The sequence below is a fragment of the Lactiplantibacillus sp. YT640 genome (assembly GCF_049745435.1).
Classification (GTDB): Bacteria; Bacillota; Bacilli; order Lactobacillales; family Lactobacillaceae; genus Lactiplantibacillus; species Lactiplantibacillus plantarum.
In genome coordinates, this window is sequence record NZ_JBMNVY010000002.1 from 1 (window position 1) to 22311 (window position 22311).

Here is a 22311-nt window from a genome sequence, read left to right on the forward strand (position 1 = left end):
AAGTTGTGGTGACTATATTTTACAAGGACTCAGGCTGTGAGTCTTCTTTTTGATCATTTGTTGCACTTCAATTGTAAATTCGTCATACAAAAAAAGCGCGCTCACTAACGAGTCGCGCTGGCTGCTATTCAGTAACTAATTGAATTAATATTATGGCGCTTAGTTTTATTCGAGTCCCAAAATGGCACTTTGACCACGCCCAATACCTTATTGGCTGGGACAAATCCCCAGTAACGACTATCATTTGACACTGACCGATGATCACCTAACACAAAGTACGAATGCTTAGGGACCTTAGTTGTTTTCAGATTCCAACTGTAACGGTTCTCCAGCGTACTCAAATCCCAATTTGTCGTTCCCTGCGTCCGCTCATACTGACTGATGAACTTCTGCGGGACAAGCTTGCCATTGACATAGAGTCGGCCGTCTTCAGATTTAACTGTATCACCGGGCATTCCGATCACTCGTTTGACATATTTGACCGTCTTGGAGCGTGCGTCTGGATCAACTTGATAGGCGTTAAAAACGATGACACTGAGGTGCTGAATCTTAGCTGTCTTGACCACGGCGACGCGCTCATTGTCATCTAAGTTAGGTTCCATTGACGGTCCATCCACCCGAACCATCGTAAAAATAAAGTGCCTGATCACCATGGCGACGAGTAACCCCACTACAATTGGTAGTACCCAGCTCATAATACTCTTAAAAGTTTTCATCAAACGTTCTCCCTTACCCCGCTATAACTTCCAATCATTATAGTCCAATCAACTCAGCTTGTCTGGTATTGGTGAATCGTTTTTACAAATTTATAAGTAACCTTGCAACGATATCACACTAAAATGACCGCCAAAACAATCTTGACGGTCATTCATAATTTCCTTAATGACTAACTAACACATCTTGATGACATCTTTCTTCCACTCATCAAGATTGTGGTGTATCTTGCAAACTCCAATTGATCTTTCCATGATAGGATCCTGCATACAATTCGGGCTGAACATCGAGAAAAATACCTTGTCGCGCTTGCCAGGTTGCTGCAATATTTGTAGTTTGTCGATTAGGATTTGTATGTGTGCCATGGCCTACCAACGTTTCCTGATTGGTCATCACATGTTTTTGACCAGCAGCATCAATATAGACCAAATCCCCAATTAATGAGTGTTGAGCAGACTTCATTTTAGTTGCGGTGGCATACACATACCACTTTGAAGCAACTGATCGCGTATCATGAACCTCAATTTGCCACTGATTTGTGGGCGATAATAAGCGCTCGCTTTGTGGAATCGTGTTACTCCGAAAACGCATTTGAGCATTGATTTGACCAAACATGAGTCCTGAATTTACATTAACTGTTAACGTATCAATATTAGATCGTTGGCCGTGTTGATCTGACACCCACACTTTCACATCATTAGGCCCTTGTTTAAGCGATTCAGTGGGTAATTTCAGATGAAAATACCCCGCCTTATCTGGCTCATTCACCGAACCATTAGCCTTATAATTAGCGATGGGCGTTCCATCAGCATGGGCAAAGTGGATGGTTAGTGCGTTATTTTTTAAAACAACATCGCGATCAAAATCATTCTGATCAGTCCCCAAGATCATTCTGGTCACTAATACCTTGCGTCCCTTAGCGGTTGAAAAGGTATGACCATTAGTTAAAAACAAGTTGAGCTTAATCGTCGCATCCGTTCGTGGAGTTCCGTTATTAATCACCGTTTCAGTGTGCCCTGGAATATCATCATACGCATTTGTTTCCGTTACCATCAAGTGACCATTACCGCTAAAGCATTTCATCTGCCAGCGCCCCTCATGATCGACTCGTGTTTTTTTGATCTGATTACCAAATTTAGCCATGATTAGATCACCACCTTGTGTGCCCGTCCCGGTAATGATGCGCTTATTAGCCTCAAATCCAGTAATATGTGGTGATAATTTAATCTGACTAACCATTTGACAGTACTGCTTCGTTACCATGTAAGCAGGCAGTGTTCGAATGGGATTACTGCTCGCATTAGTACTGCTCTTATTACCAATCCAAACCGGCTGACCTGCTTTGATTCCATGCGTCTTGATAGTATCTGTTCGATGCGGTCGCCAAACTCGATTATTGATATTATACGCCAGGAAAGTTGCGCCATACTCTTTGCCTTGGCGATTCAAAACCAGATCCCATAAATTATATAATCCCTTACCATTCGGCGAATGTACTACACCTTTCCCTAAAGTAATTTTCACTCGACTAGTCTTGTGCGTCATGTGACCATCTCGCACATAATTAGCCGCAATGTGTGTAATGGGCCATGGCACTCGACCAATTGTTCGTTGTTCGAAATTAGTTGTAATATCCTGCATCGCACTGGTCGGCTCATCGACAACCTTTGCCTGCCCATTAACAGCCATGAGGCAAACTACCAATAACAGCCCACCCACGACCAACGTGCCAGTAAGTAACCTTCTCACTTCTACGGTCCCTCCTTACCTAGCAATAGCTTTCTTTATTAAACCAACGGATAACCATCAATAATATCAGTAGCACGCTACCGAAACTCGCATAAAACCAGGTTAAGAGCTGCTCATCAGTCTGTGGTAATTGATAATACCCCTTTGGTCTTGTCAACGTCTTTTCTGTCACCACACGATATGGCCTGGTTCCATTAGGAATCTTAACGTTGCGATTATCTATCTGTTGCTGAGTTCTCTGACCAGCATAAAAGCTAACGGTGACTGTTGACCGCCCCCCAACGGCCGCAACTCCCGTTATTGTGAACATTATTAAACTGATTAAAATGGTTGCTACACACACGCTAAACCGTTGCACCATCCTACCCCCATTAATTAACCTAATCCTTCGACCGCCGTTGTCGCCGCCATAGCCAGACGATTACGCCTAACCCTAACCCCAGTACTAGCATTGAAATTGCGCCAATTCCAATTAGCATCCACATACTAACCCCCTTATTATCAATTGACTCATGATTATATTTTTGAGCTGCTGTCATACTAATATGAAAATCTCGTTTAAATCGCCAATGATGACGCTGATTATTAACCGTCATTTGTAACTGATAATCACCCGGTTGTAATTGTTGTGATCCTAATGGCATTGGTGCTTTAAAAACTGTGTTTGGCGCCATCATGACACCCGTTTTCGTATTCTTAATAATGACCTTTTGATGCCGCTTATTAATAATCACCGTTCGGATTTTTAAATTCGGAATAATTCTTGCGACAGGATTACGTAGCGCAACAATAATGCTTCGATGATAATTGTTCAAGCCAGCTTTCACCGGCCCTAGACACAAATTAGGAATTGGCAATTTTCCTGAAGATAATTTCAACCCAATAACATACGAATACTCATTCTTAACGTTGATACTTTTCTCCGTTACTCCTGTTACCTTGTCATCAACCCGTTTAAAATACCATCCACCCAACAAGACGCCATTTACTGGCTGCTTAGGTAACTTCACCTTGATTGCGACCGTTTTGGAGCCTTCAGCCGGAATCGTTATTGTCCGCTCACCCTGAATTGTGGCTAAATCACTGACTCGGTATTTTAACGACTGATCGTACGATTTGGCCGGATTAATATATTCAATCGTCCCATTAGTATTCGTATACGCGGTATGAATAGCCGTTCGAACCTTAATATCCTTATTAGTGACATTGTAAATGACTGTCCGTAACGTCTGCTGTTGACCGCTTGCCATTTTCAAATCAAAAAAAGAATTTGGTTTATGAATCTGATTTTTTGGTATCTCAGCGGCAACACTAAAACCGACATTGTTGTTGTGGACCGATTGTTGCCGATTAGCCGACACTCCTGTCTGTCCGATTAAAATACTAAATCCAAGACTCACACCCATTAGTCTTATGAATTGGATAACCACTTTCAATCTCAACACACCCCATATTATGACGCATCTTTTAAAGCTATCATTTAATAAAAGGGAAGCCACTGCTCGCGATTACATCAACGATTACTTTATCCATAATAACCGTTAGCCATCGCCATCTGCTTTAGCTTCCCCTCTTGGTTATATTCTAACTAACTTGCTGGTGTATCACTCAAACTCCAGTTCAAAGTTGTTTGGTACCCCTGCGCTTTAGCCGTGTTTGCCGGCACCGTTAACTTAACATTACTTGGATCAATTTGATCAACAGTTACACCAGCACCATGATCTTTCGCTGCCGATAATACTGTCGCCGAATTACCATCTAACACATTAAGAGCCTCAGTGGACTGCACGCCATTATTAGTTGCACCAGAATTAGTTACCGTACCTTTTGGTAGCTGAAGCGTTGCCCCTTTCATTACAGAACCGTCTGTACCAGTCAAACTACTCCCGGCAACGGCCAGTGTCCAACCAGCATTACTTCCTCGGACATCAGATACTTCTGTGACTGCTTTTTTGTTCCATAAGCCTGATAAATCCGAATCAGTTTCTGCGGCAGTGTACGTTTCTGGATTTAAAACATCGATCTCATGGCTTCCAAAATCTAATTTATTAGAAACGTAGATCAGCGATAAGCCGCCACCGGCTTTAGCACCGTTACCACTATCACCGCTATTATCAGGCTTATTGGGATTATCCGGATTAACTGGTGATACCGGACTACTATTTCCTTTAAACATCGCCTGAATATCAGTCGTACCAGTCGTATTGGCCGTACTATCTGCGTTGGGAGCAGCAGGCGTATCTGCCTGAGCGATGACACCCGAACTCACTAATAAACTACTTGCCACTAAAATACCACTGACTAACTTACTAACTCTTACCAACAATAACTCCCCCTTTATTTTGTAAACACTGTAAACAATGTTTACTAGTTCTGAAGTATAATACCTTAATTTAATTTAGTCATCATTAATTAAAGTGTTGTTGTTTTTTTAATGAAACGTGTACTAATTAAAAAGTAAGCTCACTAAAAAAGCACAATTCCAAGTTGGAATTGTGCTTTATCGTTAAAAATATTAATTTTTTCTTTCATCATTCGTTAATATCAACTGAACACACCAGTCATAACCTACTACTGATGATTATTGAACTTTAGCGATTCGCCCCTGTTGAATATAAACACTCAGAATTGCAATATCCGCGGGATTAACCCCACTGATCCGTGAAGCTTGTGCAATCGTTGTCGGCTGAATCTTCTTTAGCTTCTGATGAGCCTCAGTCGCTAATCCGTCGATCGCATCATAATCGATCCGATCCGGAATCTTTTTAGCTTCCATCTTCTTCAACCGATCAACACGTTCCTCTGCTTTTTGGATATAACCGGCATACTTGATCTGAATTTCAACTTGCTCAATAACATGCCGTTCTAGTGGTTCGGGTGCTGCCGGGATAAATTTCATTAAATCAGCATATTGTACCTCTGGCCGCTTTAAGAAATCTGCCGCCAACACACCATCCTTAAGCTCACCAGAATTATGAGCACGTAAGAAAGCATTGACCTCATCATTAGGCTTGATTCTGATTTTGCCTAAACGGTCAAGTTCATTCTTGATTGCTTGGCGTTTCGCCTCAAATGCCACATACCGTTCATCATCAATCAATCCTAACTCGCGGCCCTTATCCGTTAACCGCAAATCAGCATTATCATGCCGTAAGATCAACCGGTATTCAGCCCGACTCGTTAGTAACCGATAGGGTTCATTGGTGCCTTTGGTAACTAAGTCATCAATCATGACTCCAATATAAGCATCACTACGCTTCAAAGTGAATTGACCACGATCAAGGGCTCGCAAACCAGCGTTGATACCGGCAATTAATCCTTGCCCAGCGGCTTCTTCATACCCAGAAGTCCCATTCGTTTGACCAGCAGTATAGAGATTCTTGACCAACTTTGTTTCCAAGGTTGCCTTTAACTGGTAAGGCGCCACCACGTCGTATTCGATGGCATAACCTGGGCGCATCATTTCAGCATCTTCAAGACCCTTAATGGAATGTAAAATCCGCTGTTGAACTTCTTCCGGCATCGACGTTGAAAGGCCCTGAACATACCATTCATCCGTATTACGGCCTTCTGGTTCCAAGAATAATTGGTGCCGCTTCTTATCAGCGAATCGCACGATCTTATCTTCGATCGATGGGCAGTACCGTGGTCCGACCCCTTCAATCACGCCTGTAAACATTGGTGCTCGATCAAGATTTTCACGAATGATCTTATGAGTCGTCTCATTCGTATAAGTTAACCAGCAAGATAATTGATGCTTTAGATCAATGTAGTCAGCATCCTTCGTTTCAAAACTAAAATGATGTGGTTCAGGATCACCAGGTTGTTCTTCCGTAACACTGTAGTCGATCGTATTACCATCGACTCGTGGTGGTGTACCGGTCTTAAACCGTTCCAAGTTAAATCCAAGTCGTTCCAGATCACCAGATAACTTCATCGCTGGTTGCGAATTATTTGGACCCGAAGAATACATTAGTTCACCAATGATAATCTTGCCACGAGCCGCCGTCCCAGTCGTCAAAACGACACTCTTGGCACTATAGCGCGCTCCCGTATTCGTGATAACGCCCTTGCAGACCCCATCTTCAACAATTAAGCCATCGACAATTCCTTGCCGTAACGTCAGATTCGGTTCCCGTTCAATCGTGTGTTTCATTTCCGCATGGTAAGCATGCTTATCAGCTTGGGCCCGTAAAGCTCGAACAGCTGGGCCTTTACCCGTATTAAGCATCCGCATCTGAACGTAAGTCTTATCAATGTTACGGCCCATTTCACCGCCCAAAGCATCAATCTCACGGACGACAATTCCTTTAGCCGGACCACCAACCGATGGATTACATGGCATAAAGGCCACCATGTCTAGGTTGATCGTCATTAAGAGTGTCCGGTTACCCATTCGGGCAGCGGCCAATGCTGCTTCAGAACCGGCATGACCAGCACCAACGACGATAACATCATAGTCGCGGCCTGGGTACTGCTTTACTTCTGTCATTCCAATTTCCTCCTACCACTACTTACCCAGACAGAACTGACTAAATAGCTGGTCTAATAATTCATCTTCATAGCTATCCCCGGTAATTTGACCGAGGAATTCCCAGCAACGGGTCATATCGATTTGAACCAAATCAACTGGCATACCAGCCGCAAGTCCCGTTTGAACATCTTGCAACGCTTGTTTGGCTTGATTCAACAAACCGATGTGACGCGCATTGGTCACCATCACGTTATTTTGACTACTTTCGATACCTTCATTGAAGAACATCTTGGCAATCCGTTGTTCAAGTTGCGTGACGCCACTTTGTTCCAAGACTGACATACTTAAAACGTCACTCAAATCGACTAATTGCGCCAATTCAGCTTGATCAAGACGGGCTGGTAGATCAGTCTTGTTCAAGATAACGATTCGTTTTGACTGGTCAGTCTCTTGCAACAACTCTCGGTCTTCAGCCGTCAACGGTTGGCTATTATCCAACACTAATAAGACTAAATCGGCGGCCCCGATTGCTTTGCGACTTCGCTCGACCCCAATCTTTTCGACCTTATCTTCAGTGTCCCGAATTCCTGCCGTATCGACGAGTTTCAATGGCACTCCACGAACATTGACGTATTCTTCAATCACATCGCGGGTCGTCCCGGCAACATCCGTCACAATAGCTTTGTCTTCATGCAAAAGGTGGTTAAGCAGACTAGATTTACCGACATTGGGACGCCCAATGATCGCCGTTGCCAAACCTTCGCGTAAGACCTTACCTTGCTTAGCCGTCGCTAACAGTTGATTAATGCTTTGGGCGACCTCGGTAGCCTTCTCCTTCAGCATCTTGGTGGTCATTGTTTCAACCGCGTCATACTCTGGATAATCAATATTGACCTCTACTTGGGCTAATACGTCCAAAATATCTTGCCGTAAATGTCGAATCAGCTTAGATAGATCACCATCTAATTGGTTTAACGCGACCTTCATGGACTTATCCGTCTTAGCACGAATCAGATCCATAACTGCTTCCGCCTGTGACAAGTCCAACCGACCATTCAAGAATGCCCGCTTGGTAAATTCACCGGGTTCCGCCATTCGCGCACCGTGACTCAAGATCAATTGTAAAATTTCATTAGTTGCCACGAGTCCCCCGTGACAGTTGATTTCAACCACGTCTTCACGCGTATAGGTTTTAGGCGCGCGCATTACGGTCGCCATGACTTCGTCGACTTCCTGATGGGTATCAGGATCAACAATATGTCCATAGTTGATTGTGTGTGATTGCACTCGACTGAGATCTTTACCCTTAAAAATCTGGGTCACCACGTTAAACGTTTGGTCCCCACTAATCCGAATAATTGAAATACCACCCTCACCAGGCGGCGTTGAAATTGCCGCGATCGTGTCAAATTCTGTGGTCGTTGGCATACCATCATGTCCTTTCTTGTCAGCGTTTCATCGCCTAATACCATACCAAATTTACTTACAATTAGTTAATAATATGTCCTAAAATGCAGAAAAAAAGCGCCTAGTCCACGCCACCTTAAAGCGTGGATAAAGCACTTTGACTACTTTATCTAAAAGATAAGAATGATTAACACCTACTATAATAGCTCACCCGGAGTTTGTCAAACGCCTGTTTGCGTTACTTTGAATAAACTATTTGCGAATCGCCACAACCACGGCCCGGTGCGGATCGCGGCCTTCTGAGAATGTGGTTACATGGTGATTATTCGCTAGTTCAGCGTGAATTAATTTCCGTTCAAACGATGGCATCGGGTCCAAGAAAACTTGTTTGCCCGTTGCAATCACTTCTCGAGCCGTACTCTCGGCTAACCGCTTAAGTGTCGCAGCCCGGCGCTCCCGATAATCATCCACATCTAGCACCACGTTAACGTGTGACGCACCATGATGATTCATATAAACTTGCGCCAAATCTTGCAGTGCATTGATCGTTCGACCGTGTTTGCCAATCAGCAAACCCTGCTTAGTTGTATCGAAATTCAATGTCGCATAGCGGTTGCCGAAGCCGACGTCAAGATCCGCCGCGACACCTAGTTCTTTGACCACCGCAAGCAAGTAATCACACAACGCCCGCACCGCGGTCTCGTTAGCTGCTTGGCGCGCTGCAATTTCTGCGGGTGTCCGCGGCGTCTGGCTCTGGTCAGCAGCCACTGATTTGGTCTTACTAGTGGTCGCTGGTTTAGATTGGTCGGTATCAGCGATAACCGGGCCGGTGGTAACCGCCATTGAAGCGGGTTTAGCCACTGCTTTCGCCTTGCTAGTCGCTGGTTTTGCGGCACTGGTCGTGGCCTGACTAGTTTTAGCTTGTCTGGTCGGCGTTGACTTTGGTGTCCGCACGGTAGGCCGCGGCATGGTCGGTGCTGTCGTTGATTCAGTAGCTACTGACTGTTGCGCTGTCGCCGTAGCGGAAGTTGGCGTCGTTGCAGGTGCTGCGGAGGCTGGCACCACCGTTAGCCGTACTTGGGCGGGGTGTTTGCCTAGCCCCAGAAATCCTTTTTTTGCTTCAGCGATCACTTCAACTTCAACTTGATCGCGTGTTCGGTGCAGTTGTTTTAGACCAGCCGCGATTGCGGCCGCGACGGTATTACCTTCAAATACTGTCATGCTTGAATCCTCCTCGTTAAAAATCCTGCTTTCATTATAGCATTACCATTCGCCATGCGAACACCTGAGTATGAACACTTAATGAACCCTTACAACGATTAGGACTTCGGCCGTTCTACTACCCCTGAAAACTCAGACTAGCAAAATCTAGTGCTTATTATGTCAATAACCAACCTGTTCATGGCGCGTTTCAGAGACGCGGCCCACAGCCTCCCTTTGCCGTATTTACTAATTGCCACTCGCGAGCCGTATCAAAGCTGCTCTAAACTCAATAAAACCGATTTTCCCGTCCGTAATGACTAGAAAATCGGTTTATAATGCTAGTATTTTTAGCCGACTAATTCACGGCATCTGACCTACTGATTGGCCACTAAATCAAACCACTATCAAATTCAAGCCAGAACCAGCCCACCTGTCAGTACACTAACTGGTCATATGACGAATCAAGACTACCCACACTTAGCCCTGATTCTCAATAAGACGGACTACCCGACCTGCCGTACAGGAACTTGCTCATCAACACCGGCCGTTTTAGCCGCTTGATGAACTTGAATGCCATGTTGGAAAACATCCTTATCTTGCTGAATAACCCGAATATCTTCGATTGGATTGGCGGTCATTGCAATAAAATCTGCAAATTTACCAGCAGAAATCGTCCCGTATTCATCCGCAACATGCATCGCACGGGCACAGTTGATTGTGGCCGTATCGATGGCTTGTGCGGGAGTCATGCCCGCCTTATCGACATAGAGCTGCATTTCGTATGCTGATTCATCCTCAAAGCCATTATAAGGCGTTCCAGCATCCGTCCCCATCGCGATGGGAATGCCAGCCGCCGCGGCTTTAGTGATACTTGCAAAATGCTTCTTGATGTTGACGATTACCTTTTCACGCGCCCATGCTGGAACGGTCTTCTCGCCATATTTATAAATAGCATACATCGCGTTCATCGTTGGTACGATCACAGTGCCATGTTGCCGCATCATCTCAATTGTTTCATCATCAATATCAAAGGCGTGTTCGACAGTATCGACGCCGGCTTGAACCGCCTCTTTTACCCCGGCATTCCCCTGCGCGTGAGCCGCCACCGTCTTGCCTTTATGATGGGCCTCAGCAACGGCTGCTTGAACTTCTTCAAAATTAAACTGAATATCATCTGGGGTCTCGCCGTTTCGAAGTACCCCACCGGTAACCATCATCTTGATATTATCGACGCCCATTTTAAGGGCCTGGCGAACACCTTGAACGACCGCATCCACACCATCGACTTCGTGGCCGCCATCCGCACCATGACCACCCGTAATTGAAAAGGCCTGGCCAGATGTCATCACGCGAGGACCCGCAATCTTTCCTTCTCGTTGCATCTTTGAAATCGCAACGTCAATATCATACTGGGCGCCAACATTGCGAATATAGGTTACCCCATGGTTTACCATATCTTGCATATTGTGAATCGCATACATGGTATTATACTCACGTGACTCCGGATGGCGGTCTTCCTGGCCGTCATGCCACCAGTAAGTTGGAATACTGGTAATATGTGTATGGGCATTCATGATGCCCGGCATAACATACTTTCCTTGCATGTCTGTCGTTTGTTCAGCAATCGTATCCGGGGTTCCTGTACCGACCGCGATGATTTTTCCGGTTGCGTCGTCAACAGTCATGAATTGATTATCGATAAAAGTTTGCTTTTCTGAACTGTAGATTGAGGCATTGATATAGTTGGTTTTGGTCATAATAATGACTTCCTTTCATTTTGGCAGGTCGCACACCGTTCATTAACGGTAACGGACCATCATTTTCATCACTGCATTGTTGGTTCTCTAACTGACTATTCACCACGCCTCACCACCTTTCATGACAAGTTTTTATTTCCAATAAGCATATTGAAGTTGACTGGACGTTCCAGAAAATTCATCCCATTGCAAGCCACCAACATCCTTGCTGACCAAAAATGCAGAAGAGGCTTGGTAAGTGGGAATCACGGCATCGAGTTTCATCAACCGGCGATCAGCTTGCTTTTCATAAGTCCACCGTTGCGCGGCCGTGTATTTCGCCGTATTAGATACCTTGGCCATCAACGCATCGTACTTCGCATCTTTCCACTGAGTAAAGTTGATGCTATTCGAGCTCTGCATCCCATCCAAAAAGTTTTGGGCATCCGGATAATCCGGCCCCCAACCGACTGTGACGAGGTCAAAGTTCCCCGTAAAATCACGTGATACGTGGGTCGCGTGTGGAACCGCAACGATCTTGATCGTCACGCCTTTCAAATACTTTTCGGCCACGCCCTGGACGTATTCAGCGAGTTTCTTCTCAGTATCCGTATCGTCGCATAGAAAATTCAAAGTCACATTTTGCTTGCCGAGTTCCTTTTGGGCCTTCTGCCAATACTGCTTAGCTTGCTTGATATTAGTCGGTGATAAGTTCCCAACTTCCTTAACAAAATCCTCACCAGTAGTCGGATCACTCGCGTAGTTTTTCGGAACAATGTTCGTCGCGGCTTGCGAGCCGTCTTGCAAGACATCTTTTGCTAGTGTTTTTTGATTAATGACCAGGCTTAGCGCGTGCCGGAAATTCTCATTGGCAGTTACGGACTTCTTACTATTGAAATAAATGTAATTATTCCGGCCAGTTTTAGTGACCGTCATTTGACTATTATTGGCATTATTCTTCACGTACTGCCCCGAAATGTTGGTCACTTGGACCGTTCCGGCGTTGAAGAGGTTCTGCGCCGTATTATCATCCTTAGTGACCGTGACTTTGATGCGCTTGATCTTAACGTTCTTGGCATTCCAGTAGTACTTATTCTTAACGTAATACCAACTATCATTAGAGCCTTTCCAGCCCTTAATAACGTAGGCACCGTTTGCTACCGTCGTCGCTGAGTTACTCCCTAACTTAAACCCGTATTTCTGGACTGCCGCCGTATTGAGTGGGTAAAAGCTCGTAAACTCATAATTCATATAAGGCACCGGCTTGCTCAACTTGATGGAAAACGTTCGCTTATTAATAGCCGTCACACCTAATTTATTAACGGCCATTTTTCCTTTATTAACGGCATCAAAGTTCTTGATGTAACTAATGGCATCCAAGTTTTGAGACTTCGTTGTTGGATTAGCTTGCCGCCGCAACGCCGTCACGAAATCTTGTGAAGTGATCTTGGTTCCATTTTGCCAGCGTGCATTTTTGCGAATCGTAAACGTATACCGGGTCTTGTTTTCAGTAGGCTTGACCTTCTTCTCGACTACCCCCGCAACAATCTTATTATTCGCGTTTTTGCGGTAAATCCCTTCACCAGTCTGTGTAATTACGGCACCGCCGTTGGTTTCGATCGAAGTCGTTGGATCAGTCGTCATCGGTTCGCCAGGAATCGTGATGCCTAACGTCCTATTTTGATCAGCCGTACTGGTCGTTTTCGAAGAATTAGAGACCGCCCCCAAGCAGCCGGTTAATAATAAGGCGCTCACCACCCCTATAATGCTATATGTATACTTTGCTTGCATCTCTAATCCCTCCATTATGTTTTGATTTTAATCAGATCAACCGGCATCCCGCAAAACAAAAAGACGCCCTACTAAGCTGTTATGCTTAAAAGGACGTCTTCACGCGGTACCACCTCATTTGCGAGCCAGTCAGACTCACCACTTACATACGGCCAAATTTATTGACGATATGTTGGTACGTTATCGGGTACACCCGGAAATTGCTTCACGCAACTTCTCACTAGTAATCGACTTTTAGCTACCAGTTCAGATCGCTTTTCATCATCCGCGACTCGCTGTAACTGACTGATAACCGACTCCTCGACTGCCGTTCGCTTAATCTAATTATTTTTTAATGTGATTCACATCTTAGCGGTCATTTTTCAATTTGTCAAATCTTTTTTTGGAACTTTTTCATGCGCCGGGTCATTACGTTTTTAATCGCCCGTTCTAATTACGACTGACAAAGTAGCTCTCTCAAACCGCGGCACGCTATTAAAAACATGTGATAAAATGGTGCAGACAATTATTTTTATAGGCACCTTGATCCCCGGATGATTACTATTACCAGTATTTGATCGTTCATTACAATTTCCTCATCACGGACCGTCCAGGGGCCTTACATAAACGCACATTAGCATCCTGCCATCACAGTCCAAATCATATTGACCGATTGGTAAAGATGATACAGAGCCAGCAAAAAAGACCCACCACACATGGCAGGTCTACTTGTATTTAACGTTTATGATTACGAATCGCGCGCTTTCTAGCTTTTTCAAGCGTTCGCTTACGATCACGTTCAGCTTGCTTCTTAGCTTCCCGTTCGCGATTAATCTTGAATGGGTTTTGTAATAACAAGGTTTGACCAACTTGGAACGCGTTGGAAATCACCCAGTACAAGGACAACGCTGATGGCACGTTAATGGCCGTAATCAAAATAATCACAGGCATCAAATACGTCATTGACGTTGTCATCCCGTTTTGTTCTGGCTGCGACTTCATCGCTAACCAGGAACTAGCAAACGTAAAGATCGCCGCTAGAATTGGCAAAACGTAGTACGGATCCTTGCTACCTAATTGCAACCATAAGAACGAACCGGTCTTCAAGGCTTGTGTCCGCCAGATTGCTTGGTACAACGCAATCAAAATAGGCAACTGAACTAGTAATGGCAACATGCTGGCCATTGGATGCACACCATGCTTGGCATACAACTTCTTCATTTCCGCTTGGAGCTTTTGCTGAGTTTCCATATCGCGTGACGAATACTTCTTTTGCAAAGCCTTCATCTGCGGTTGGACTTCTTGCATGGCTACCATGTTGCGGGTTTGGAAGATCATCAATGGCAAGATAATGATCCGGATGATCAACGTAAAGACGATGATCCCGAGACCATAACTATGACCAAACAAGTTTGATAACCAAATAATCGCCCGTGAGAAGTTCAAGATGATTAAGCCATCCCAAAACCCGGTGCTCTTATCCGTGATTGGGGTATTACTACACCCACTCAAAACTAGTACGATCGCTAGTACGGCCAGCATTGCCAGTATTTTTCTGTACTTTTTCAAACGAATGTCCTCACTTTAATCATTGTCCAGCAGGTGCGCTAGCTTTAGCGCATGGCTTAGATAAGCTTTGGTTTCGGCTTGCGACTTACCAGCAACGGTTGGTCGGGCAATGACGAGAAAGTCTGCATCTTGCTTAAGCTGCGGCTTTAGCTCGGTGATTGATTGCCGAATCCGGCGTTTGACCCAGTTACGCGCAACGGCGTTCCCGATCTTCTTACCGACCGAAATACCGACGCGGAAATGGGGTTGCCCCGGTTTTTCCAAAACGTAAATGACAAATTGACGATTGGCATACGAGTTGCGGGTCTCAAAAACTTGTTGGAACTCAGTTTCTTTTTTTACCCGATATGATTTTCGCATAATCCATCTCCATGTGTGCGCTCAAGCTCTTGAGCGAATTGCTACACAACTTTACAGCCCTAAACACCTGGTCTAGGACTGTAAAGAAAAAGCCACTGATTATCAGTGGCCTATGCAGACAATACTTTTCTGCCTCGTTGGCGTCGACGGGCTAACACTTTACGGCCATTGCTGGTGCTCATCCGTTTGCGGAAACCATGTACACGTTGACGATGGCGCTTCTTTGGTTGGTAAGTTCTCTTCATCATGACACCTCCTTCTCCATAATGACATGAATCAATTCGATTAAGTCGTTATTTTCAAAACGCAGTTTACATCTAAACGCATTTCCTGACTACTATAGCATATTTTTATTTGTTTGAAAACCAGTAAATTAAATTTCTCCGTAGTAATTCGAGGTCAAAAAATTATTTAATTGCGAATTTATTTGTGGATTATAGCAAAGTGACTTTCCGTTATTCGCAATTTACCCACAAGTTTTTCGACAAATTAACGGGTTGTTATTTAGTTATCCACAGGGCGTATTTGTTGTGTGTATAACTCCAATAAACGCTTTTATTGCGGCTTTAGTTTTGAACTCGCTTTTGTGGATAAGTGCTGTTTTATAAAATTAATTCCTAGTTTTCGACAAGCTGTGTATATTCAAATCCCAGCCTGTGAATTCTCTTAACTTTAACTTGTCCACTTGTGGAAAACTCTATATGTTCATGCTAAAATAGAATTACGTTTTTTAAGAAAAGGGGTATCCACGTGCTGGAACGTAATGACTTATGGAATCTCATTAAGTTCTCTATGGAACAAGATCTGTCCAAGATCACGTTTCAAACGTTTGTCGAACCGGCAAAACCACTCCAACTCGATAAAGCCCAAATGACGATCGAAGTCCCAACACAACTTCATCGTGACTATTGGGAGAAAAACTTGGCCGCAAAGTTCACGGACATTGCGATGCAAGCGACTAACGAGCAGATTCGGCCGGTCATGATAACGGAAGAAGAACGTCAGCAACTTACGAGAGACAAGGACTCGCAAGTGACTACCGGTAACGTTGCGGGACAACAACCAACAACCGCAACTACCCCCACATTTATGCGGGAAACGAAACTCAACCCGAAATACACTTTTGATACTTTCGTGATCGGTAAAGGCAATCAAATGGCCCATGCCGCTGCGTTAGTTGTGTCGGAAGAACCCGGCACCATGTATAATCCGTTGTTTTTCTACGGGGGCGTTGGTCTGGGAAAAACCCACCTAATGCACGCTATCGGTAACAAATTGTTAGAAACCGATCCGACTAGTAACATTAAATATGTGACTAGCGAATCTTTTACGAATGAATTAATTAATGCCATTCAAACTAAAAAACAGGAGGCGTTCCGCGAAGAATATCGGAACGTTGACCTGTTATTAGTCGACGACATTCAATTTTTTGCCAATAAGGAAGCAACCCAAGAAGAGTTCTTCCATACATTTAATGCTTTATATGAAGATGATAAGCAAATCGTGCTTACATCCGATCGCTTACCGAACGAAATTCCGCAACTCCAAGATCGCCTAGTTTCTAGGTTTAAGTGGGGATTATCCGTTGATATTACCCCACCTGATCTCGAGACGCGGATTGCTATTTTGCGCAATAAAGCCGATCTTGAAGGGATCGAAATCCCTGACGATACGTTAAGTTATATCGCCGGTCAGATCGACTCAAACGTGCGAGAACTCGAAGGTGCCTTAGCACGAGTGCAGGCATACTCACGACTGAATAATTCACCGATTACCACCAGTTTAGTGGCGGATGCATTGAAGAGTTTGCACCTTAGCAGTAAACTATCAGAGGTTTCGATTCCCGTCATTCAGGAAAAAGTCGCCAAGTACTTCCATGTAACAATGGCTGACCTTAAGGGAAAGAAACGCAATAAACAAATCGTGATTCCACGTCAAATTGCCATGTATTTATCACGCGAACTGACTGAAAGTTCACTTCCGCGCATCGGTAACGAGTTTGGTGGTAAGGACCATACGACTGTGATCCATGCGCATGATAAAATCACTAAGGCACTCAAAACTGATGCTGAATTACAAAAAGCCGTGGGTGATTTGACAGGCCAGCTCAAATCTTAGTGTGGATAAAAAAGGATAACTCAAAAAGTTTTCCACAACTTATACACATGTGGAAAACTTGATAACGCCGAGTCTTTACTCGGTTTTCCACAGTACCCACTGCTCTACTATTACTACGAACTTTTATTATTAATATATATCTAGTGCCCGTCGCTAGAATAAAGAGGGGATTAACTTATGAAATTCACGATCAATCGATCTGCCTTCATCAAAGAATTAAATAACGTCCAACGGGCCATTTCTTCAAAAACGACCATTCCAATTTTGACTGGTCTTAAACTTGACGTTAATACTGACGCTATTACCTTAACTGGTAGTGATGCTGATATTTCTATTGAAACCACCATTCCAGCAAGTGATGACAACAATACGTTAGTCGTTGAAGATGCCGGTTCAATCGTTTTACCTGCCCGTTTCTTTAGTGAAATCGTAAAAAAATTACCAGAAGACACCATGACTGTTAACGTGGTCGAGGGTTTTCAAACACAAATTACTTCAGGAGCCGCTTCCTTTACAATCAACGGCTTAGACCCTGAAAACTACCCACACTTACCTGAAATTGATACGACTAATACCATCACGTTAGCTGGGGATGTACTTAAAGAGTTGATTGGTCAGACCGTTATTGCTGTTTCCAATCAGGAAAGTCGGCCAATCCTGACCGGGGTTCATTTTATCTTAGCTAACGGTGAGTTCTTAGCGGTCGCAACCGATTCACACCGCCTAAGTCAACGCCGGATCAAGTTGCCAGAAGCCAATAATGCCAATTATGATGTAATCATTCCTGGTAAAAGTTTGACAGAATTATCTCGGATGATCGGCGACAATAATCCTGACGTGCAGATGCGGTTATCAGAAAACCAAGTCCTATTTGTGCTGGGGAATACGTCCTTCTATTCTCGCTTACTCGAAGGAAATTATCCCGACACGTCACGGCTGATTCCTAAAGAATCTAATACGACTGTTGAAATTTCAGCACCCGCACTTTCAGCAGCAATTGAACGGGCATCCCTGTTATCACACGAAAGTCGCAATAATGTGGTTCGCTTCTCCGTTAACCCAACGGACAAAACGATTACGATTTTCGGTAACTCACCAGATGTCGGGGAAGTAACGGAACAACTACAGCCCACTGATTTGTCAGGTGACGAACTTGAAATTTCGTTTAACCCAGACTACATGAAAGAAGCGTTACGTTCGTTTGGGCAAGCTATGATCAAAATCTCATTCACGATGGCATTGCGCCCATTCACTTTAGTGCCAACTGAAGAAGGCGAAAACTTTATTCAGTTGATTACACCAGTTCGAACGTTTTAATTAGCTGAATAAATATACAATTCTAAATAAAAGGCCCGCATTTCACCGTGAAATGCGGGCCTTTTATGACGGCTAAAACTAGCTAAAGATGGGGCAATGAATAGGCAATAGCGATGATGTAACTTTTGAAGTTTTAACTTATGCATATTATATTAGCTGCTGGTGAATTGTCACGCTAACTATCGATGTTGCCCTACTAAAATCCCACCATCTGATGAACCCCAGTCCTTGCACTCGTTCGCTACAAACGCTCGCTTTCAGATAATGAATGCTGGCTTTAGCCAATTTTTATAGGTAAAAAACAAGATATTTTATTAAAATCCGCAAAATTAGGGAATTTCAGCAAATTTACCCCTAGGCTAGTATCCCGATATTAAAAAGCCCTAAATCGTCTTAAAATGGCTCTGAGTGCGGTTATAAATTGAATTTTCATCAAAAAACAAGTATAATATAACCTGTTAGGAGTGTGTGTAGCACGCCAGACAGTCGTTTAATAGCTTGTAATCAGATAGGCAGGTGACATTGTGAAACAGCCAATAGATATTAAAACCCCATATATGACGTTGGGGCAACTCTTAAAAGAAACGGCCATCATTGGATCGGGTGGTCAGGCGAAGTGGTTCTTAAAAGAAACAACCGTGTTAGTTAATGGTGAACCAGATGATCGGCGGGGTCGGAAACTTTATCCAGGCGATACGATTGAAGTTGAAGACAACGGGTCATTTTTTATTCGCTCAAATCAAGAAACGACTGATTAGATGTACTTAGAAAACTTAGTCTTGCATGATTTTCGGAACTACGCGGATTTGACCATTAATTTTAGTCAGGGCGTTAATGTTCTATTAGGTGAAAATGCGCAGGGAAAGACGAACCTGTTGGAAGCCATTTATGTGTTGGCGTTAACGCGTAGTCACCGCACCGCTAACGATAAGGAATTAATTCGGTGGCAAACCACCACGGCAACGTTGCAAGGCCGGTTACATAAAAGTACCGGTGCTGTCCCCCTGGAACTTGAATTGGGGCGGCGGGGCAAGCGAGCGAAAGTCAATCATCTTGAGCAAGCCAAATTATCCCAGTACGTCGGAAATTTGAACGTGATCGTGTTTGCACCTGAAGATTTATCCATCGTTAAAGGGGCACCCGCGGTTCGCCGTCGGTTTATGGATATGGAATTTGGTCAGATGAGCCCTAAATACCTCTATAACCTAAGTCAGTATCGCACGATTTTAAAACAACGTAATCAATACTTACGGCAATTAAATCGGCAGCAGGCCAAGGATAAGGTTTATTTGGGTGTCTTGTCGGATCAATTGGCTGCATTTGGTGCGGAAATCATCCATAAACGACTACAACTGTTGCAGCAACTTGAGAAATGGGCGCAAGCTGTTCACAGCGAGATTACGCAAGAACAGGAACAATTAACGTTTCACTATGTCACTCAAGTGCCAACTGCCGACCAGACGTCGGTCGATCACATTTATCAAACGCTACAGGCCTTATATCAGCAACAACAAGCCAAAGAAATTTTTCAAGGAACGACTTTATTAGGTCCTCATCGCGATGATTTACAATTTGGTGTTAACGGCAAAAATGTGCAGACTTTTGGCTCCCAAGGCCAACAACGTACAACTGCTTTGTCCGTTAAGCTTGCTGAAATTGATCTGATGAAAGCTGAGACGGGCGAGTACCCGGTCTTATTATTAGACGATGTCTTATCAGAATTAGACGCTGCACGGCAGACTCATCTGCTGACAGCGATCCAAGATAAAGTGCAGACCTTTTTAACCACGCCAAGTCTTGACGGGGTGGCCCGCAAATTAATTAATGCGCCAAAAGTATTTGAAGTTAGCCATGGCACTTTACATGAGGAGGAACCGCATTGACCGAAAACGAAAAAGAAACCAAACTTGAACAGGCTCGCGAATATGATGCTAGTCAAATTCAAGTTTTGGAAGGTTTAGAAGCTGTCCGGAAACGTCCCGGAATGTATATCGGTACGACGAGTAGCCAAGGACTCCACCACTTAGTTTGGGAAATTGTTGATAACGGAATTGATGAAGCCCTAGCAGGGTTTGCAAACGTGATCCACGTGACCGTTGAAAAGGATAATAGTATTACGGTTACTGATAACGGTCGTGGGATTCCTGTTGATATTCAAGAAAAAACGGGTAAACCAGCGCTTGAAACGGTTTATACGATTTTACATGCCGGTGGTAAATTCGGTGGTGGCGGTTATAAAGTCTCTGGTGGTCTTCACGGGGTCGGGGCTTCCGTTGTTAACGCCTTATCATCGACCCTGGACGTCAAAGTAACTCGGAATGGTCATGTTTATTACATGGACTTTGAACGTGGAAAGGTTAAAACACCGATGAAGATCATTGGTGATGCGCCTGATGATGCTCATGGTACGGCGGTTCATTTTGTTCCGGATCCTGATATTTTCCGGGAAACGACCACCTATGACATTAATATTTTGACGACTCGGATTCGCGAACTCGCTTTCTTAAATAAGGGATTACGGATCACGATTCGGGATAATCGCCCTGATGAACCCACTGAAGATGACTTTCTCTACGAAGGTGGGATTCGTCACTATGTTGAATATCTAGATAAGAATAAGACCGTTCTATTTCCAGAACCGATTTATGTGGAAGGGGAACAGAATGGGATTACGGTAGAAGTTGCGTTGCAATATACTGACGACTACCACAGTAATTTGATGACCTTCACCAACAATATTCATACGTACGAAGGTGGGACGCATGAAGAAGGTTTCAAACGTGCTTTGACGCGGGTCATCAACGACTATGCTCGTAAGAATAACTTGTTGAAGGAAAGCGATGCGAACCTATCTGGCGAAGATGTTCGTGAAGGGATGACGGCTGTTGTCAGCGTCAAGCATCCGGATCCTCAATTTGAAGGTCAAACGAAGACGAAACTTGGTAATTCCGATGCTCGGGCAGCAGTTGACCGGTTATTCTCAGAACACTTTAGCAAGTACTTGATGGAAAACCCAAGTGTTGCCCGTAAAGTGGTCGATAAAGGGTTACTTGCTTCCAAGGCCCGGGTCGCTGCTAAGCGTGCGCGGGAAGTTACGCGAAAAAAGAGTGGCTTGGAAATTAGTAATTTACCAGGTAAGTTGGCGGACAACAGTAGTAAAGACCCTGAAATTAGTGAGTTGTTCATTGTCGAAGGGGATTCTGCCGGTGGGTCGGCTAAGCAGGGACGTTCCCGGTTGACGCAAGCGATTTTACCGATTCGGGGTAAAATTTTGAACGTTGAAAAGGCCAGCATTGATAAGATTTTAGCCAATGAAGAAATCCGGTCATTGTTTACGGCAATGGGAACTGGCTTCGGTGGTGACTTCGACTTGAGCAAAGCCAATTATCACAAATTAATTATCATGACTGATGCCGATGTCGATGGGGCCCATATTCGGACCTTGTTATTGACGTTGTTTTACCGGTACATGCGGCCATTAGTTGACGCTGGCTTTGTGTACATCGCTCAACCACCGTTGTACCAAGTCCGGCAAGGTAAATTTGTGAAGTATATTGATTCAGATGAAGAATTGAGTGAGGTCATGGGGCAATTGGCACCATCACCGAAACCAGTTGTTCAACGGTACAAGGGGCTTGGTGAAATGGACGCGGAACAATTATGGGAAACGACCATGGATCCAGACAAGCGGCGCCTATTACGGGTTCGTGATGAAGACGCTGCGGATGCCGATGGGGTCTTCTCGATGTTGATGGGGGACCAAGTCAAACCACGGCGAGAATTTATTGAAGATAATGCCAAGTTCGTCCAGGATCTGGATGTTTAGTGTGTCAGTTTAGTCATTTTGACCTAAGAACTGAGGCGCAAGCTGTTAATCAGACTTAGGGTCGTAAT

The 22311-nt window shown here is 44.3% G+C and carries 18 protein-coding genes; 5 read left to right on the forward strand and 13 right to left on the reverse strand.

Translation table 11 applies throughout. The annotated features are described in order from the left end of the window. Window positions 1-128: 128 nt before the first annotated feature. The 13 genes from lepB to rpmH all read right to left on the reverse strand — a co-directional run bounded on the left by lepB (window position 129) and on the right by rpmH (window position 15227). Window positions 129-716 carry a signal peptidase I gene (lepB, locus tag ACOV1R_RS01640; RefSeq protein ID WP_003641616.1) on the reverse strand — a complete coding sequence of 196 codons (588 nt, stop codon included), beginning with the start codon at window positions 714-716 and terminating at the stop codon, window positions 129-131. A gap of 208 nt (window positions 717-924) precedes the next feature. Then, window positions 925-2463, reverse strand: coding sequence for a cell surface protein (locus ACOV1R_RS01645; RefSeq protein WP_217203171.1), 1539 nt, complete (start codon window positions 2461-2463; stop codon window positions 925-927). A 19-nt stretch (window positions 2464-2482) separates the two neighbouring features. Beyond that, window positions 2483-2824, reverse strand: coding sequence for a hypothetical protein (locus ACOV1R_RS01650; RefSeq protein ID WP_015379586.1), 342 nt, complete (start codon window positions 2822-2824; stop codon window positions 2483-2485). A gap of 19 nt (window positions 2825-2843) precedes the next feature. Continuing rightward, window positions 2844-3869, reverse strand: coding sequence for a DUF916 and DUF3324 domain-containing protein (locus ACOV1R_RS01655; protein ID WP_164906273.1), 1026 nt, complete (start codon window positions 3867-3869; stop codon window positions 2844-2846). A gap of 182 nt (window positions 3870-4051) precedes the next feature. Further along, on the reverse strand, window positions 4052-4789 hold the full coding sequence (locus tag ACOV1R_RS01660) for a WxL domain-containing protein (RefSeq protein WP_003641620.1): 738 nt from the start codon (window positions 4787-4789) through the stop codon (window positions 4052-4054). 255 nt (window positions 4790-5044) lie between these two features. Then, on the reverse strand, window positions 5045-6955 hold the full coding sequence (gene mnmG / locus ACOV1R_RS01665; protein WP_044432737.1) for a tRNA uridine-5-carboxymethylaminomethyl(34) synthesis enzyme MnmG: 1911 nt from the start codon (window positions 6953-6955) through the stop codon (window positions 5045-5047). Between the two features lie 18 nt (window positions 6956-6973). Next, the gene (mnmE, locus tag ACOV1R_RS01670) at window positions 6974-8365 is read right to left on the reverse strand and encodes a tRNA uridine-5-carboxymethylaminomethyl(34) synthesis GTPase MnmE (protein ID WP_003641622.1); all 1392 of its coding nucleotides are present in this window, start codon (window positions 8363-8365) and stop codon (window positions 6974-6976) included. Between the two features lie 231 nt (window positions 8366-8596). After that, window positions 8597-9565, reverse strand: coding sequence for an RNA-binding cell elongation regulator Jag/EloR (gene jag / locus ACOV1R_RS01675; protein WP_021357463.1), 969 nt, complete (start codon window positions 9563-9565; stop codon window positions 8597-8599). A gap of 485 nt (window positions 9566-10050) precedes the next feature. Then, window positions 10051-11304, reverse strand: a complete 1254-nt coding sequence (locus ACOV1R_RS01680; RefSeq protein ID WP_011102291.1) for a metal-dependent hydrolase family protein — start codon at window positions 11302-11304, stop codon at window positions 10051-10053. A gap of 132 nt (window positions 11305-11436) precedes the next feature. Further along, window positions 11437-13074: a peptide ABC transporter substrate-binding protein gene (locus ACOV1R_RS01685; RefSeq protein ID WP_003646186.1), complete on the reverse strand. Its 1638-nt coding sequence runs from the start codon at window positions 13072-13074 to the stop codon at window positions 11437-11439. A gap of 714 nt (window positions 13075-13788) precedes the next feature. Beyond that, window positions 13789-14622, reverse strand: coding sequence for a membrane protein insertase YidC (gene yidC, locus ACOV1R_RS01690; RefSeq protein WP_003641627.1), 834 nt, complete (start codon window positions 14620-14622; stop codon window positions 13789-13791). 15 nt (window positions 14623-14637) lie between these two features. Continuing rightward, window positions 14638-14982: a ribonuclease P protein component gene (rnpA, locus tag ACOV1R_RS01695; protein WP_003640224.1), complete on the reverse strand. Its 345-nt coding sequence runs from the start codon at window positions 14980-14982 to the stop codon at window positions 14638-14640. A 110-nt stretch (window positions 14983-15092) separates the two neighbouring features. Continuing rightward, window positions 15093-15227: a 50S ribosomal protein L34 gene (gene rpmH / locus ACOV1R_RS01700; RefSeq protein WP_003640225.1), complete on the reverse strand. Its 135-nt coding sequence runs from the start codon at window positions 15225-15227 to the stop codon at window positions 15093-15095. A gap of 505 nt (window positions 15228-15732) precedes the next feature. Between rpmH and dnaA the strand changes: the two genes are divergently transcribed. From dnaA to gyrB, 5 genes are all read left to right on the forward strand, one after another. Continuing rightward, the gene (dnaA, locus tag ACOV1R_RS01705; protein WP_003641628.1) at window positions 15733-17100 is read left to right on the forward strand and encodes a chromosomal replication initiator protein DnaA; all 1368 of its coding nucleotides are present in this window, start codon (window positions 15733-15735) and stop codon (window positions 17098-17100) included. A gap of 177 nt (window positions 17101-17277) precedes the next feature. Next, window positions 17278-18417: a DNA polymerase III subunit beta gene (gene dnaN / locus ACOV1R_RS01710; RefSeq protein WP_128485153.1), complete on the forward strand. Its 1140-nt coding sequence runs from the start codon at window positions 17278-17280 to the stop codon at window positions 18415-18417. Between the two features lie 524 nt (window positions 18418-18941). Next, entirely contained in the window at window positions 18942-19175 is a 234-nt protein-coding gene (gene yaaA / locus ACOV1R_RS01715; RefSeq protein ID WP_003641630.1) for a S4 domain-containing protein YaaA, read from the forward strand. Next, a complete protein-coding gene (gene recF, locus ACOV1R_RS01720; protein WP_003641631.1) occupies window positions 19176-20300 on the forward strand; it encodes a DNA replication/repair protein RecF in 1125 nt (374 codons plus the stop codon). After that, a complete protein-coding gene (gene gyrB / locus ACOV1R_RS01725) occupies window positions 20297-22243 on the forward strand; it encodes a DNA topoisomerase (ATP-hydrolyzing) subunit B (protein ID WP_003641632.1) in 1947 nt (648 codons plus the stop codon). The genes recF and gyrB overlap by 4 nt, the downstream gene beginning before the upstream one ends. Window positions 22244-22311: the final 68 nt, after the last annotated feature.